The following is a 15,472-nucleotide window of genomic DNA, read 5'->3' on the forward strand; positions in this document are numbered from 1 at the left end:
AAGTTTTTATGAGATTATTTACACTTTGAGGAGTGAAACATTAATGGCTAAAGGCAGAATGATTGTTGTCGGCGGAGGTCTTGCAGGCTTGATGGCAACAATCAAGGCAGCAGAAGAAGGCGTCTCAGTTGACTTGTTTTCACTTGTTCCGGTAAAACGTTCCCACTCCGTATGTGCTCAAGGAGGCATAAACGGTGCGGTTAACACGAAGGGAGAAGGCGATTCACCTGCAATCCACTTCGATGACACTGTTTACGGGGGAGACTTTTTAGCGAACCAACCACCTGTAAAGGCGATGACAGACGCAGCACCGGAAATTATTCACTTAATGGACCGGATGGGCGTTATGTTCAACCGTACATCTGAAGGCTTACTAGATTTCAGACGTTTCGGCGGAACGCTTCATCACCGTACAGCTTTCGCAGGCGCAACAACAGGACAACAGCTTTTATATGCATTAGATGAACAAGTTCGACGTTTCGAAGTTGAAGGACTTGTACAAAAGTATGAAAACTGGGAATTCCTTGGTGCGGTTCTTGACGATGAAGGCGTATGTCGCGGAATTAAAGCACAAAATATGCACACGATGGAGATTCATGCATTTAAAGGTGACTCTGTCATCATGGCAACTGGCGGACCGGGAATTATCTTCGGAAAATCGACGAACTCAGTTATTAATACAGGGTCAGCAGCATCTATTGTTTATCAACAAGGTGCATACTACTCAAACGGTGAGTTTATCCAAATTCACCCGACAGCGATTCCTGGGGACGATAAGCTACGTCTTATGAGTGAATCTGCACGCGGTGAAGGTGGACGTGTTTGGACATACAAAGACGGCAAACCTTGGTACTTCTTGGAAGAGAAATACCCAGCATACGGGAACCTGGTTCCACGTGATGTTGCAACACGCGAAATCTTTGACGTGTGTGTGAATCAGAAGCTTGGTATTAATGGAGAAAACATGGTTTACCTAGATCTATCTCACAAAGATCCAAAAGAGCTAGACATTAAACTTGGTGGAATCATTGAAATCTACGAGAAATTTACTGGTGATGATCCACGTAAACTTCCAATGAAAATTTTCCCGGCTGTTCACTATTCAATGGGCGGACTATGGGTTGATTATGATCAGCATACAAATATTCCTGGATTATTTGCTGCCGGCGAATGTGATTATTCACAGCACGGTGCGAACCGTTTAGGTGCTAACTCACTTCTATCTGCTATTTACGGTGGAATGGTTGCGGGTCCTAATGCTGTGAAATATATGAAAGGCCTTAAGAAAACTGCTGAAGAAATTCCTTCATCGGTATTCGATTCGGCTGTTAAAGAAGAGCAACAGAAATGGGACGACACACTCAAATTGGACGGTACGGAAAACGCTTACGTTCTACACAAAGAGCTGGGTGAGTGGATGACGAATAACGTTACAGTCGTTCGTTACAATGATCGTCTAGAACAAACTGATGCTAAAATTCTTGAGCTTCTTGAAAGATATGAAAATATCAATATTACTGATACACAGCAATGGTCAAACCAAGGTGCGACGTTCACACGTCAGCTTAAAAACATGTTATACTTGGCTCGAGTAATCACTATCGGGGCGCTACAGCGTAATGAAAGTCGCGGTGCGCATTATAAACCGGATTTCCCTGAGCGTGATGACAAGAACTTTATGAAAACTACGATGGCGAAATTTGATGGAAAGTCAGCACCTATTATTCACTATGAAGATATTGACGTTTCCTTAATCCCGCCACGTAAACGCGATTATTCTGCGGCGAAAGGAGATTGACATAATGAGCGAACAAAATACCGCCGTACAGGAACGTACTGAGCAGGTAGCGCAAAAAACTGTCCAATTTGAAATTCTTCGTCAAGATACGAGTGACTCAAAACCATATTGGGAAAGCTTTGAAATCGAATATAGACCTAACATGAACGTTATTTCAGGTTTAATGGAAATTCAACGTAATCCGGTAAATGCTGATGGCAAGAAAACTACGCCAGTCAGTTGGGAAATGGTTTGTCTTGAAGAAGTTTGCGGAGCCTGTTCAATGGTTATTAACGGCCGTCCACGTCAATCGTGTACTGCATTAGTTGATCAGTTCGAACAACCGATAAAACTTGAACCGATGAAAACATTTCCAGTCGTGCGCGACCTAGTCGTTGACCGAAATGTCATGTTTGATTCGTTGAAGAAGATTAAAGCATGGGTTCCGATTGATGGTACGTATGATCTTGGTGAAGGACCTCGTATGCCTGAGCGCAAGCGTCAATGGGCTTATGAGCTTTCAAAATGTATGACATGCGGTGTTTGTTTAGAAGCATGTCCAAACGTTAACGATCAAACGAATTTTATCGGTCCAGCACTTCTTTCACAAGTTCGTCTGTTCAACACGCATCCAACTGGTGCGATGAACAAAGATGAAAGATTAGCGGCACTTATGAGTGACGGTGGGATTGCAGAGTGCGGAAACTCGCAAAACTGTGTTGTTTCTTGTCCTAAAGGCATTCCATTAACAACTTCTATTGCAGCGATGAACCGTGCAACATCCGTTCAAATGTTCAAAAACTTCTTCGGAAGCGACCACATGGTAGACTAAAATATTTAAAAAATCCTACTTCGTTATTTTAACGAAGTAGGATTTTTTTTGATTGTATTTCATTATTATGGAATAATGAATAGAAAATGAAGGTTGAAAAGGGGTTTATGGAATGAGAGCTAATTATATTGAGGATTTTGATACATGGGCAGAAGCATTTAAGTTTTCGGCACCATTAACAGTTCGTTTTTCTGATATCGATCTCTACGGAATTGTTAATAACGCTATTACGATTTCGTATATGGAGTTTGCACGGATTGAATACTTTAAACATATTGGATTAATGAGCGATTGGATGAATCCGAAGGGCGAGAAAATACCCGTCGTAGCAGATGTCCAGTGCGATTATGTGAAGCCGATTACATATGATGAAAATCTAGATATCTTCGTAAAATCAAATTCTATAAGAAATTCTTCGGTTGACCTTCATTACATGGCAAAAAACGGAAATGGTGAAATTGTCTTTACAGGACGTGGTACTTTAGTGCAGATTAATCGCAAAAGCGGCAAAGGAACGCCTTGGTCGGAAAAAGAAAAGTCGCTTTTTGTCGGTTGAATGGGTTAGAGCCGTCACGTCATTGTCCTTCCTGACATATTTTAAAGTGAAAGTCGATAGGAGGGGCGCGTCTTGACAGATGAACCAAAACATCGCTCGTTGTTAACGGGTAGGGAGCGAGAGATCTTTAACTTGCTCATCAATGACTTTACGACAAAAGATATCGCAGGACGGCTCGGTATTAGCGAAAAGACTGTTCGAAATCACATCTCCAACACCATTCAGAAGCTTGGGGTTTCGGGTAGAGCGCAGGCGATTATCGAGCTATTAAGGCTTGGAGAATTGCATTTGCGCTAAAATAAGTTGCCATACCGGGGGAAAAAGGCGACAATAGAAGTAGTAATTGTTATCAGGGAGTTGGTTAACTTGTCGGAACGGACGACAGCAAAGACGCATGATGTAATTGAAGTAGCACATATGGAAAAAGAACTTAGATATATTGCAGCGATTATTAAACATAGCGGCCGTAAAATACTAAAAAACTATACAATTACACCACCGCAATTTATTGCGTTACAATGGCTTTTCGAACACGGAGATATGACAATAGGCGACTTATCGAATAAGATGTATCTTGCCTTCAGTACGACGACGGATTTGGTCGATCGCATGGAGAAAAACAATCTTGTGAAACGCGTACGTGACGATAAAGATCGTCGCGTTGTCAGAATTCATCTTCTAGATGAAGGAAAACGTGTGATTGAAGAAGTTATTGATAAAAGACGTGATTATTTAAATTCAGTGTTGTCCAATTTTGAAGAAGACGAAGTTAAACAATTCTCTAACCTGCTAACAAAACTGCACAAAGAGATGAAGTGGGATTGAGGGATTAAAGTGGAAGGACCAATCGGAATTATCGATTCGGGTGTCGGCGGACTTACCGTCGTCAAAGAATTACGAAACAAATTGCCTAATGAATCAATCATCTATATTGGTGATGATAAACGTTGTCCATATGGACCGCGTCCTGCCGAAGAAGTGCGGCAGTTTACGATTGAAATGGCATCTGCACTTTCAAAAATGGGTATTAAGATGCTCGTTATTGCTTGCAATACAGCCACAGCAGTCGCGCTAGATGACATTCGCGAATTATTCAATTTTCCGGTTGTCGGTGTAATTGTTCCAGGTGCTCGCGCAGCAGTAACGGCTTCAACAACTGGGAAAATTGCTGTTCTGGGAACGCTGGGAACGATTAAGAGCGGTGCTTATAGTATGGAGATTGCACAGCAATCCCCATCTGCAACGGTTTTCCCACTTGCATGTCCGGAGTTTGTTCCTCTTGTTGAAAGCGGCCAATATAAATCTGACTATGCAAGTACGATTGTCGATCGAACATTGAGTAATTTAGCTGGAAAGGATTTCGATGCAGCCATTTTAGGTTGTACGCATTATCCTCTTCTTGAAGACCATATTAAAAAGAGTCTTCCAGCGAATGTGAAAGTTATTTCTTCGGCGGTTGAAACCGTTCATGATATAGAACGAGAACTGAAAGAACGAAATATATTAAATGAATCGAAGCAATCTGTTGAACCTATTTTTTATACGACGGGTTTACGAACAGCCTTTCATGAAATTGTTTGTGATTGGTTATTCATAGAAAATCCTGATGTACGACATTTAACCTTATAAAACCCGGGATGTCCTTTTTGGACGTCCGGGTTTTTGCATTGATGAATTAGGCTATGATAAAAATAAGATTATATTAATGATGGAGGCAATTTTATGACAAGACATGATGGAAGAAATGCTGGGGAACTTAGACCGGTTACAATCGAAACAGATTATTTGATTCATCCAGAAGGATCGGTGCTGATTACAGTAGGAAACACAAAAGTAATTTGTACAGCTACGATAGAAAGCCGCGTGCCGCACTTCCTGCGGGGGAGCGGGAAAGGATGGGTCACGGCAGAGTATTCCATGTTACCACGTGCTACAGGGCAGCGGACGCAGCGTGAGGCGACGCGTGGCAAGTTAGGCGGGCGGACGATGGAGATTCAACGACTAATTGGACGAGCTATGCGCACAGTAATTGATCTTGAAGCAATCGGCGAACGTACAATTTGGATTGACTGTGATGTTATTCAAGCTGACGGCGGAACGAGAACTGCATCGATTACAGGCGCGTTTGTAGCCATGACGATCGCAGCAGCTAAACTTCATGAAGAAAAAGAATTGACTAAATTCCCGATTACGCAGTTTCTAGCCGCGACTAGTGTCGGGAAATCAATGGAAGATGAACTTATTCTAGACTTGGATTATGTTGAAGATTCTTCCGCAGCTGTCGATATGAACGTCGTTATGACAGGTGCTGGTGCTTTTGTTGAATTACAAGGGACAGGCGAGGAAGCGACCTTTACAAAAGATGAGATGAATGGCCTTGTGTCACTTGCAGAAAAAGGAATTACAGAACTGATCGGTTATCAGAAAAATGCACTCGGACCAATTGCAGACTTGGTTGGCAAAGGAGAAGGTGAGACACTATGAAAGAAGTTATAATCGCGACAAATAATGCGGGGAAAGGAAAAGACTTTGAAGCATTGTTCACCCCGCTTGGAATAAAGGTATTAACATTAAACGACATTGAACAAGAAATAGATGTTGAAGAGACGGGTAAGACCTTTGAAGAAAATGCGATATTAAAAGCGGAAGAAGTTTCCAAGCTTCTCGGGAAAACTGTTATTGCCGATGACAGCGGGCTTGAAATCGATGCGCTAGACGGCGCGCCTGGCGTCTACTCAGCGCGTTATGCAGGGCCGGGCAGTACTGACGATAAAAACATTGATAAAGCATTAGGCGCACTCACTGGAGTGGAAGAGCCCGAACGTACTGCAAGATTTCGTTGCGTGCTAGCAATCGCGGGGCCAGGACTCGAGACTGAAACTTTCTCTGGAAGTTGCGAAGGTATTATTTTAAAGGAACGACAAGGAACGAATGGATTTGGATATGATCCAATTTTTTATGTCCCAAGTAAAAAACGTTCTATGGCGGAACTATCGCCTGAGGAAAAAGGGTTAATCTCACATAGAGGAGATGCGCTTGCAAAACTTCGTGTGAAATTACCACAATTAATACAGAAAGTTGGTTTATAAATGAAATTAATCGTTATGAGTGATAATCATGGGGATAAAGAAACGGTGAAAGCCGTTTCTTCATTGCCGGCAGATGCACATTTCCACTGCGGGGATAGTGAGTTTCCATACGATGATGAAACATTGTCGTCGATGTTTCGAGTCGGAGGAAATTGCGATATAGATTCGAAATATCCGGGTGAAGTCGTTACAGAAATTAAAGGTAAAATGATTCTAGCAGTTCATGGCCATGAACATAATGTGAAAAGTTCATTGATGGAATTGTATTACCGCGCAAAGGAAAAAGCTGCCGATATAGTATTATTTGGCCATTCTCATTTATATGGCGCGGAAATGAAAGATGGTATATTATTTGTCAATCCAGGTAGCACGTTGTTGCCGAGAGGCGGAAATTCCGCTACATATGCGGTTGTTGAGTGGGATGAAACCCCAGTCGTCACCTTCAAAAACATGGATCATGAAGTGGTTGAAACAGTCGAAATAAAAAAGATTTAAATTAGTGTTGACTTTCCATTTTGTCCTGCCTATAATAGTACTTGTCGCAACAATACCATATGTTGCTAAGACATGTCTCAGTAGCTCAGCTGGATAGAGCAACAGCCTTCTAAGCTGTGGGTCGGGGGTTCGAATCCCTCCTGGGACGTATAGGCTTAAAATGAGAAATGTTGAACGAACAGTTAAGCGCTTGGACATTGGTTATACAATGTTCAAGCGCTTTTTGTTTTACAGTTTTTTCTAAAAATGCTATATTTTTATTAAAAAGCTGTCGAGAATAGTGTGAATAGATACAAATTTAATAAAGGCTTCAAAGAACTTATTGAATATGTTATTATAAGTTGTAGCCATATTTTGGTTGAAAAGCATTGTTTGACCAATGCATAAACTTGTCTCAGTAGCTCAGCTGGATAGAGCAACAGCCTTCTAAGCTGTGGGTCGGGGGTTCGAATCCCTCCTGGGACGTAACAAGGTGAAATCTGCAAAGATAAAAACCTAAATAAAGCGCCAGAAACATTGTTAGGTAAATGTTTCTGGCGCTTTTTTATTTCTGTAAGAATACGAATGAAAACGAGCCTTATTCCTTTATTAATACATTAAACCACTTTGTAGTAGCTAAAAGTGGTTTTTTATTGGCGATAATCATCCAACCCTATTTTGTATATATAGCAATGTTGTTTAATAAACTTAGATTATCAAGCAAATGAAAGGGTAGAGTATTGAAACGGGAAATGATTTTTGCTATTACGAAACTAGTAGGAATACTATTTGGTATTCCGGCGACTTTCAGTATGGGTTAAAATTGTCAGATACCTGTGTGGGAAATCAACACAAAAATCACGGGTACCGATACTTTAGGAGGTGGAATGGTGAAAGTATCAAGTAGAATAGCCATTGTTAATCTGATCTTTTTTATCTTGATGATAGCCATTAATTATTACGCAGGATCAAATGTGGGGAGTATAGCAAATGAAAAGACTGCACTAATTCAGCCAGCAGGATATGCTTTTTCAATTTGGATACTCATTTATTTTCTCTTGTTTTTATGGATAGTAAAAGGTTTTTTTGTTCGCGGTAAAAAAGTAAGTGTCTACATCGACACTCAAAGACTTATACCTATAAACTTTCTATTAAACGGGGCTTGGATTCTAGCTTTTACGCAACAAAAGATTCTTTTGTCTACGGTTATTATTCTTCTTTTATTACTCTCGATCATTTTAATCTATAGAAAAATAAAACAAAATGTAAACAGGGGTCTTTTTGATCTTGTCCCATTCTCAATTTATCTAGGATGGGTTTCTATAGCCAGTATTGTAAATGTTTTTACGTTATTTGTTCGCAATGATATCGAAACATTTCTTGGGATTGGAGAACTAGACTGGACGGTTATTATGCTCATTTTCGGATGCGCTCTGGCTGTATCGTTCTCACTTATTAATCAGGATGCCTTGTATCCGCTTGTGTTTATATGGTCCTATATCGCGATTTACGTTAAAGATCAGGAAGAGATTATAAATTTGGTCACACTGAATTGTATCATTATTATGAGTGTCACTGTTTTATATGTAGTTTTTTCAAAAATTAGCAGAACTAATTCAGAACATTGAAAGATGCAGAACGTAGTACGTTTTATGGTGGCAGTTCCGAAGGCTATAAAGCTTATCCATTTTTAAATAAATAATCAAATTCATACCAAAGAGGGTTATTAATCAGTAACCCTTTTTTATTGAATAGTGAATTTTTTATAGCTAATCATTAGTTATCTTCTCTGAAAAATGCAACCTTTCTATTATGATATTGTTGGGAATAGTGTAAATAGATATAAATTTAATAAATCCTTCATAGAACCTAATGAATGTGTTATCATAATTTGTAGACATATTTTGGTTTGAAAACATTCCATGACCAATACATAAAATTGTCTCAGTAGCTCAGTTGGATAGAGCAACAGCCTTCTAAGCTGTGGGTCGGGGGTTCGAATCCCTCCTGGGACGTATCATGAAAAAGCCTGTAGACTTAATGTTTACAAGGCTTTTCATTTTTTGATTGAAAATAACTATTGTTGAATAGATTCTATTTGAAGACAAGAAAAGTAGGTGAACAATGTGGGGAAATATCAATTGGATAATAAAGGTAAGGCGGCTGTGACAAAGTATCATGAAAAAAACAAGCCTGCCAAATTTGATAAAAAGCAACATCTTGAAAAGATACGTACGGAGTATTTGAAGAGAAAGCAACAACAAGCAGATAAATAAAGTAGTTCAGATATTTCTTCCTCAATAAAAAAGCCCTACACATGCTGTATTATCAGCGCATGTAGGGCTTTTTGGTTGTTAAATCACCTTTTATCAGCCGCATGTGACGCACGGTCGCCGATAAATTGAATAAGTTGAACAAGGAAGATTAAGAAGACGACGGTGATGACCATCACTTCATTTTGGTAGCGGTAGTATCCGAAACGAATCGCCAAGTCGCCGATACCGCCGCCGCCGATCATTCCTGCCATTGCGGAATAGCTTAACAAACTAATAATTGTTACTGTCAATCCTGCGATGAGTCCTGATTTCGATTCAGGCAATAATACTTTTCGAATAATTAGCCATGGGGAAGCGCCGCAAGATTCAGCTGCTTCAATGACACCTTTGTCGATTTCACGTAAAGAGTTTTCCACTAGTCGAGCGTAAAATGGAATGCCCGCTACCGTTAGCGATAAGCTTGCCGCAGTAGGTCCCATTGACGTCCCGAGAATAAGTGTCGTCAATGGAAGAAGTACGACGAGTAAGATGACGAATGGAATGGACCGAATAATATTAATAATCGTGCCAGATATACTTTGTAGAACTTGATTTTGCCAAAACATGCCTTCACTCGTAACAAACAGTCCTATGCCAAGCGGAATTCCTATTAGCACTGCCAGCGTCACTGAAATGGTTAACATCCAAGCTGTTTCCAAAAACGCGACACCAAATTCATTTAGCAAGTTAAGAGACATCAGCAAGCACCTCCAAACGGTTTGTGCGAATCGTAATATATTCGATTGCGCGGTCGATTTCGTATTGTTCGCCTTTAATTTCAACGATTAGAATACCTAGAGGACGATCTTGTATATAGCTGATCTGGCCATGTAAAATATTTACAATGACTTTGAAACGATGGATTGTTTCCGAGATAATACTTTCTTCTGCAGAGTCGCCGCGGAATGTGATTTGTACAATTGATCCTGTCCTAGCCTCTAGTAATCGTTCTGGCAATGTTAAAGAATGAACGGTTTGAACAAATTGCTTGGCCAGCGGTGTTTGTGGGTCAGCAAACAATTCATAAGCTTCATTTACCTCAATCACTTTGCCATCTTCCATCACAGCAACCCGGTGGCAAATTTGTTGTACAACTTCCATCTCGTGCGTAATGAGTACGATTGTAATCCCTAAGTTTTGATTTATTTCTTTTAACAATTTCAAAATAGATGCTGTCGTATTAGGATCGAGTGCAGACGTTGCTTCATCGCAAAGTAGGACAGTTGGATCGTTTGCAAGCGCGCGGGCAATCCCGACACGCTGTTTCTGGCCACCTGAAAGTTGAGCTGGATAATAATCGGCACGATCGGCAAGGCCGACCATTTCTAGCAACTCCGGAACGCGTTGCTGAATTTCAGTTTTTGTTTTTCCAGCCGCTAACATGGAAAAGGCAATGTTGTCATATACTTTCGCGGAACTGATTAAGTGAAAGTGTTGAAAAATCATTCCAATTTTTAAGCGCTCTTTTCGTACTTCTATCTTAGACATTGTCGTCAATTCTTTTTTATTGATGAGCACTTGACCTTCTGTTGGTTTTTCCAGCAAATTTAAACATCTGAGTAATGTACTCTTTCCAGCGCCACTGTAACCGATAATGCCGAAAATTTCACCTTTCGGAATGGTAAGATTGACATTATCAACGGCCGTTACACTATGATACCTTTTTGTGACATTCACAAGTTCAATCACTGTAGCACCTCCTATTCTGTCTGATAATCGGGTTTTGTGAATCCAGCATTATTTTCGTTTGTATATTTTAAAAATGCTTCAGAGTGATAAGCTTTTTTGATAGCCGCTGCGAACGTTTCGTCCAAATTGTCTTTGTGATAGGCAATGTTATTCATGAATTCCGGTGGTGTATCCTCCAAGAGAACAGCATCTTCTAAGTTTAAGCCCGAGGCGATTGCGAAATTTCCGTTAATGAATGCAAAGTCAGTATCACCTAAAGACCGTGGAAGTTGTGCGCCGTCCATTGCCACAATATCTAATTTGTATTTGTTATCAACGATGTCTTTTTCAGAAGCACGAGTTTGATCAATTTCACCTGCAAGCGTAATCCATCCGAAACGTTCCAACATTTGAAGGGCTCGCGCCATACTAACCGGGTCGTTTGACAATGTTAACTTCATACCTTCTTTTACGTCAGAAACATCTTTATGCTTTTCTGAATACAAACCAATTGGTGCGGTAGGGACGGCGTGACCGATTGCCAAATTCGTCTTATGTTCTTTATTGAAAGCCTCTAAATAGACAGACGTTTGAAAGACGTTTGCATCGATACTGCCTTCTTCTAGTGCACGATTAGGCTGTATATAGTCATTAAATTCAACGAGTTTTACTTTGTAACCGTCTTTTTCCAGTAATGGAATAATGCTTTCTTTCAGTTGGTCTGCATAGGGTCCTGATGTCGCCCCGATTTTTAACTCTTTTTTATCTCCGCTTGCTTCGCCAGATGAACATGCAGCAAGGATGAGCAAAGTGGACAAGACTAGCAAAAAACTAATTATTTTTTTCATGTTATTTCCCCCCTATATTATCAATGAATTAAACAGTGACCTTTGAATGCTTTTTCCCTGGATGATTTATCGGCAATTGATTATTTCCGAATAAATTTCCGCGCATTGTCGACGCTGATACATCACCTTTTTTACGAATTAATCCACGTTCTTGTAGAACAGGCGTGACCAATTCTGCAAAATCTTTAAAGGATCCTGGTTTAATTGCGTATGTGATATTGAACCCGTCGACGTCAGCTTCGTTAACCCAGCGCTCCATTTCATCTGCGATTTTTTCAGGTGTCCCGACAACTACCGGGCCAATCCCGCCGATACCCACAAATTCAGCAATTTCTCGAATGGTCCATTTTTTGTTTGGGTCCACTTTCGTGAAAATTTCAACACGTGAACGCATTGAATCATTTTCAACATACTGCAAATCTTCATCTAGGTCGTATTCAGATAAATCGATTCCCGTCCATCCACTAAATAAGCTCATCGCGCCTTCAATGCTAATATGTTGTTTGTAATCCTCATACTTGGCTTCCGCCTCTTCTTGTGTTCGACCAACAATCGGAGTGAAAAGACTATACACTTTTATGTCTTCGCCTTTTCTGCCAAACTGTTCTGCCTGACCGCGTATTTTATCGACAAACTTTCGTGCAATATCAGTTGTTGGCATGGAAACATAAATACCTTCCGCATGTTCTGCAGCAAATGCACTTCCTCTTGGCGATAATCCAGCTTGAAAAATGACTGGTGTTCGTTGAGGGGATGGTTCGCATAAATGAGCACCTGGAACTGTGAAATACTTACCCTTATGTTGAATGTCGTGCACTTTGTCTGGATCCACATACATCTTTCTTTTGGTGTCACGAACGACGGCATCTTCATCCCAGCTTTGTTCCCATAATTTATAACAAACATCTAAATATTCTTCAGCGATTGAATATCGTTCATCATGTGCAATTTGTTCCGCAAGGCCCATATTTAATGCTGCGCTTTTCAAATAGGAGGTTACAATATTCCAACCAACCCGGCCCTTCGTTAAATGATCTAATGTCGACATGCGACGTGCAAATGTATAAGGATGTTCATGGGTGACGGACGCGGTAATGCCGAATGACAATTTTTTTGTAACTGCAGCCATTGCTGGAACAATCAGCAGTGGATCATTGATAGGGGATTGCACTGCTTGCCTTAAACTAGCGTCTCTTTTACCTTCATAAACATCATACGGACCTAGTACATCTGCTAAGAAAACGGAGTCAAACTGTGCGTCTTCCAATAACTTTGCAAACTCAATCCAGTAGTTTATATCCGTATAGCGATGTGCTTCACTGTCTGGATGGGACCAGAGTCCAGGAGATTGGTTACTCGGACAGTTCATATCAAATGCGTTTAATAAAATTCTTTTTTTTGTCATTATAAATTCCTCCTAATTTTTTGTTGCGTTTTAACTATGCAAAGACTGATTCGTTTCCAATTTCTTGGCGTTCCACATAACTTTCCAACATATTCGTTAATCCAGCAGGGAAGTGGAGTCGCTTTGTCGATTGTTCTTCCGACAGATTCGCTGTTGTGTATTGCAAAAACTTAAGGATATTCATTCTTCTTTCTGTGATATGTACGATTTCGTGATCATAAAACCATGCGTCGATTGTATTGTATACACCCCGGTTGATGTGAAAAGTCGCTTCAACCTTCCGGACGAATGAAAGATCCGGCAAATGAACATCCACGGTCATCAAATAACACCTCCTATACGAATAAATAAAAAACCCCCTTCTCAAGATGAGAAGAGGGCGAAATACAAAAATTAGCTGTAATTTCAGCCGTCTCATCTCGAAGAATACGAATGTATTCTACTGAACTTAGCACCATACACTTGAAAATTGCTGGTTGCTGAGGTTTCAAAGGGTCAGTCCCTCCACCTCTCTTGATAAGAAGCTTACTTATTCAATTTTTAATCGCCGATCGAATAGCTAGATTTGTCTGTTCGAACGTTAGATTGGATTCTATCTACCTTTTTCGAAAGAGTCAAGAGGTTTTCATAGAATAATCGGATATGAGTGAAAAGTCTCGTTATTTAACTTGAATCAAAATATGGTGACAGAAAAAACATGGAGATGTAGTGATAGTGACGAGTTATGCAAATCTTGACGTGTTATTGGATGAACTTACCAACTGAGGATATAGGATTAATGGACCATGAATTGTGCACTGATGATACTGAATATGCGCGAGATTGATTGTTTTTCAAGAGATAGAAGTTTATTGATGCATCATTTAAAATGGTTTGACAAATTGGAAAACTATAGTAATCTATTTTAAACGTATATTGAAAAAGGATGACAATAAAGGGGGATAAAATTGAATTCGCAAAAAGTTAGTAGTGGAAAAAATGATAAAAAGAACGGTTTTTTTAATAAGTTTCTAGACCTTATTGAGAAATATGGAAACAAATTACCCGATCCAGTTATGTTATTTGTGTATATTGCAGGCCTAATTTTAATCTGTTCTACTATTTTTTCCTTACTTGGTGTAACAGCGATAAACCCGGGTAACGGTGAAGAAATTATCGTTGTTAATTTGCTTAATGGCGAAGGAATCATCAAGATATTAACGAATCTCGTAGCGAATTTCACTAGTTTTCCTCCGCTAGGCTTGGTTCTGGTAGTAATGCTAGGTGTTGGACTGGCAGAGTCAACGGGACTTATTGGGGCCGTAATGAAAACAACCATATTAAACGCGCCTAAGAAATTAATTCTACCAACAATTGTGTTGGTAGCTATCGTTGGAAACGCAGCTGCAGATGCTGCAATGGTTGTGTTGCCTCCAATCGTTGCAATGATATTTATTGCATTGGGCCGACATCCCATTGCAGGCTTGGCAGCCGCGTATGCATCAGTTGCCGGTGGATTTAGTGCAAATCTGATATTAAGTGTTTTGGATCCGTTAGTTTCGGGCTTCACGCAGACTGGTGCTCAGATGATTGATCCAGAGTACATCGCAAATCCAGCGATGAACTATTATTTCCTAGTCGTTTCGACATTGTTTTTAGTTCCGACAGCTGTTTTTATCACAACTAAAATCGTTGAACCACGTCTTGGAAAATATGAAGGTGAAATCGAGACGTTGGATGAAGTGACAACAGCAGAAAAGAAGGGGCTACTTTGGGCTGGAGTTTCAGTAGCGGTAATGGCTGTTGTAATCCTCAGTCTATCAATTCCCGAAAATGGGTTGTTTAGGCATCCAGAGACTGGCTCCTTAACTGTTTCTCCCTTAATGGACAGCCTAGTGCCATTAATGATGATTTTATTTCTAGTACCGTCAATTATTTTTGGGAAAGTCGTGAAGGTCATTAACGATTCAAAAGACATGGCGAATCATTTGGCAAAAGCAATGTCTGGAATGGGTATGTATATCGTTATTGCATTCGTAGCGGCACAAATGATCGCCTTCTTCAATTGGAGTAATTTAGGTCCGATTGTTGCAATCAAAGGAGCCGAAACCTTAGAATCTATTGGGTTGAAAGGGCTTCCGTTATTAATAGGATTTATTATTGTGGCAGCACTTATTAACTTCTTAATCGCCAGCGCTTCAGCTAAATGGGCGATTCTAGCACCAGTGTTCGTACCGATGTTTATGTTATTGGGATATAGTCCGGCGTTGACGCAGATGGCCTATCGAATAGGGGATTCCATTACGAATCCAATAACGCCGATGCTTGCCTATTTCGCGATTGTCTTAACTTTCGCGAAAAAGTATGATCCGAAAATGGGGATTGGGACACTTATGTCGTCGTTGCTACCGTACTCTATTGCCTTTTCGATTATGTGGATTATTTTGTTCGCGGCATGGTATTTACTCGGTATTCCACTCGGCCCAGAAGGCGAATTATTTTTGAATCCTAAGTAAGTTTTAAGAGCAT

At 40.2% G+C, this 15,472-nt stretch carries 17 protein-coding genes, 3 tRNA genes and 1 riboswitch; of the genes, 15 read left to right on the forward strand and 5 right to left on the reverse strand.

Annotated features, from left to right (window positions below; translation table 11 throughout):
* Positions 1-43 precede the first annotated feature (43 nt).
* The 14 genes from sdhA (at position 44) to J4G36_RS18685 (ending at position 9,004) form a co-directional block, all read left to right on the forward strand.
* Positions 44-1,798, forward strand: a complete 1,755-nt coding sequence (gene sdhA / locus J4G36_RS03665) for a succinate dehydrogenase flavoprotein subunit (RefSeq protein WP_210468725.1) — start codon at positions 44-46, stop codon at positions 1,796-1,798.
* A gap of 4 nt (positions 1,799-1,802) precedes the next feature.
* The gene (gene sdhB / locus J4G36_RS03670; protein ID WP_210468726.1) at positions 1,803-2,609 is read left to right on the forward strand and encodes a succinate dehydrogenase iron-sulfur subunit; all 807 of its coding nucleotides are present in this window, start codon (positions 1,803-1,805) and stop codon (positions 2,607-2,609) included.
* 112 nt (positions 2,610-2,721) lie between these two features.
* Complete coding sequence (locus J4G36_RS03675; protein WP_210468727.1) at positions 2,722-3,165, forward strand: acyl-CoA thioesterase; 444 nt, start codon at positions 2,722-2,724, stop codon at positions 3,163-3,165.
* A gap of 72 nt (positions 3,166-3,237) precedes the next feature.
* Positions 3,238-3,462, forward strand: a complete 225-nt coding sequence (locus J4G36_RS03680) for a helix-turn-helix domain-containing protein (protein WP_172368968.1) — start codon at positions 3,238-3,240, stop codon at positions 3,460-3,462.
* 120 nt (positions 3,463-3,582) lie between these two features.
* Positions 3,583-3,990: a MarR family transcriptional regulator gene (locus J4G36_RS03685; protein ID WP_210470405.1), complete on the forward strand. Its 408-nt coding sequence runs from the start codon at positions 3,583-3,585 to the stop codon at positions 3,988-3,990.
* A 9-nt stretch (positions 3,991-3,999) separates the two neighbouring features.
* Positions 4,000-4,794: a glutamate racemase gene (gene racE / locus J4G36_RS03690; RefSeq protein ID WP_210468728.1), complete on the forward strand. Its 795-nt coding sequence runs from the start codon at positions 4,000-4,002 to the stop codon at positions 4,792-4,794.
* A 93-nt stretch (positions 4,795-4,887) separates the two neighbouring features.
* Positions 4,888-5,649 carry a ribonuclease PH gene (gene rph, locus J4G36_RS03695; protein WP_210468729.1) on the forward strand — a complete coding sequence of 254 codons (762 nt, stop codon included), beginning with the start codon at positions 4,888-4,890 and terminating at the stop codon, positions 5,647-5,649.
* Positions 5,646-6,254, forward strand: a complete 609-nt coding sequence (locus J4G36_RS03700) for an XTP/dITP diphosphatase (RefSeq protein WP_210468730.1) — start codon at positions 5,646-5,648, stop codon at positions 6,252-6,254. Before rph ends, J4G36_RS03700 begins: the two co-directional genes overlap by 4 nt.
* A complete protein-coding gene (locus tag J4G36_RS03705; protein ID WP_210468731.1) occupies positions 6,255-6,749 on the forward strand; it encodes a YfcE family phosphodiesterase in 495 nt (164 codons plus the stop codon).
* Positions 6,750-6,823: 74 nt separating this feature from the next.
* A tRNA-Arg gene (locus J4G36_RS03710) sits at positions 6,824-6,897 on the forward strand.
* A gap of 243 nt (positions 6,898-7,140) precedes the next feature.
* Positions 7,141-7,214 (forward strand) — tRNA-Arg (locus J4G36_RS03715).
* Positions 7,215-7,618: 404 nt separating this feature from the next.
* Positions 7,619-8,356 (forward strand): tryptophan-rich sensory protein, encoded by a 738-nt coding sequence (locus J4G36_RS03720; RefSeq protein WP_210468732.1) that lies wholly within the window; start codon positions 7,619-7,621, stop codon positions 8,354-8,356.
* 313 nt (positions 8,357-8,669) lie between these two features.
* Positions 8,670-8,743 (forward strand) — tRNA-Arg (locus J4G36_RS03725).
* A 126-nt stretch (positions 8,744-8,869) separates the two neighbouring features.
* Entirely contained in the window at positions 8,870-9,004 is a 135-nt protein-coding gene (locus J4G36_RS18685; protein ID WP_256439547.1) for a hypothetical protein, read from the forward strand.
* A gap of 83 nt (positions 9,005-9,087) precedes the next feature.
* Here the strand turns inward: J4G36_RS18685 and J4G36_RS03730 are convergent, their stop codons facing one another.
* The 5 genes from J4G36_RS03730 to J4G36_RS03750 are packed head-to-tail and all read right to left on the reverse strand — an operon-like array spanning position 9,088 to position 13,286.
* Positions 9,088-9,741, reverse strand: a complete 654-nt coding sequence (locus tag J4G36_RS03730; protein ID WP_210468733.1) for a methionine ABC transporter permease — start codon at positions 9,739-9,741, stop codon at positions 9,088-9,090.
* Positions 9,731-10,732: a methionine ABC transporter ATP-binding protein gene (locus J4G36_RS03735; protein WP_210468734.1), complete on the reverse strand. Its 1,002-nt coding sequence runs from the start codon at positions 10,730-10,732 to the stop codon at positions 9,731-9,733. Before J4G36_RS03735 ends, J4G36_RS03730 begins: the two co-directional genes overlap by 11 nt.
* Before the next feature lie 11 nt (positions 10,733-10,743).
* Complete coding sequence (locus J4G36_RS03740; RefSeq protein ID WP_210468735.1) at positions 10,744-11,559, reverse strand: MetQ/NlpA family ABC transporter substrate-binding protein; 816 nt, start codon at positions 11,557-11,559, stop codon at positions 10,744-10,746.
* A gap of 28 nt (positions 11,560-11,587) precedes the next feature.
* Positions 11,588-12,964: an LLM class flavin-dependent oxidoreductase gene (locus J4G36_RS03745; protein WP_210468736.1), complete on the reverse strand. Its 1,377-nt coding sequence runs from the start codon at positions 12,962-12,964 to the stop codon at positions 11,588-11,590.
* A gap of 34 nt (positions 12,965-12,998) precedes the next feature.
* Positions 12,999-13,286 carry a hypothetical protein gene (locus J4G36_RS03750; RefSeq protein ID WP_210468737.1) on the reverse strand — a complete coding sequence of 96 codons (288 nt, stop codon included), beginning with the start codon at positions 13,284-13,286 and terminating at the stop codon, positions 12,999-13,001.
* Positions 13,287-13,375: 89 nt separating this feature from the next.
* Positions 13,376-13,487: riboswitch (SAM riboswitch) on the reverse strand.
* Between the two features lie 424 nt (positions 13,488-13,911).
* Between J4G36_RS03750 and J4G36_RS03755 the strand changes: the two genes are divergently transcribed.
* Positions 13,912-15,459, forward strand: a complete 1,548-nt coding sequence (locus tag J4G36_RS03755) for an AbgT family transporter (RefSeq protein WP_246880388.1) — start codon at positions 13,912-13,914, stop codon at positions 15,457-15,459.
* The last annotated feature ends 13 nt before the right edge of the window (positions 15,460-15,472 follow it).

It is taken from the genome of Sporosarcina sp. 6E9 (assembly GCF_017921835.1).
Lineage (GTDB): Bacteria > Bacillota > Bacilli > Bacillales_A > Planococcaceae > Sporosarcina.

Bases quoted from the DNA above. Each gene is read 5' to 3' on its own strand.
- J4G36_RS03740 (WP_210468735.1), bottom strand. From the start codon at position 11,559: ATGAAAAAAATAATTAGTTTTTTGCTAGTCTTGTCCACTTTGCTCATC.
- rph (WP_210468729.1), top strand. From the start codon at position 4,888: ATGACAAGACATGATGGAAGAAATGCTGGGGAACTTAGACCGGTTACA.
- sdhB (WP_210468726.1), top strand. From the start codon at position 1,803: ATGAGCGAACAAAATACCGCCGTACAGGAACGTACTGAGCAGGTAGCG.
- sdhA (WP_210468725.1), top strand. From the start codon at position 44: ATGGCTAAAGGCAGAATGATTGTTGTCGGCGGAGGTCTTGCAGGCTTG.
- J4G36_RS03730 (WP_210468733.1), bottom strand. From the start codon at position 9,741: ATGTCTCTTAACTTGCTAAATGAATTTGGTGTCGCGTTTTTGGAAACA.
- J4G36_RS03745 (WP_210468736.1), bottom strand. From the start codon at position 12,964: ATGACAAAAAAAAGAATTTTATTAAACGCATTTGATATGAACTGTCCG.
- J4G36_RS03700 (WP_210468730.1), top strand. From the start codon at position 5,646: ATGAAAGAAGTTATAATCGCGACAAATAATGCGGGGAAAGGAAAAGAC.
- J4G36_RS03685 (WP_210470405.1), top strand. From the start codon at position 3,583: ATGGAAAAAGAACTTAGATATATTGCAGCGATTATTAAACATAGCGGC.
- J4G36_RS03675 (WP_210468727.1), top strand. From the start codon at position 2,722: ATGAGAGCTAATTATATTGAGGATTTTGATACATGGGCAGAAGCATTT.
- J4G36_RS03705 (WP_210468731.1), top strand. From the start codon at position 6,255: ATGAAATTAATCGTTATGAGTGATAATCATGGGGATAAAGAAACGGTG.
- J4G36_RS03750 (WP_210468737.1), bottom strand. From the start codon at position 13,286: ATGACCGTGGATGTTCATTTGCCGGATCTTTCATTCGTCCGGAAGGTT.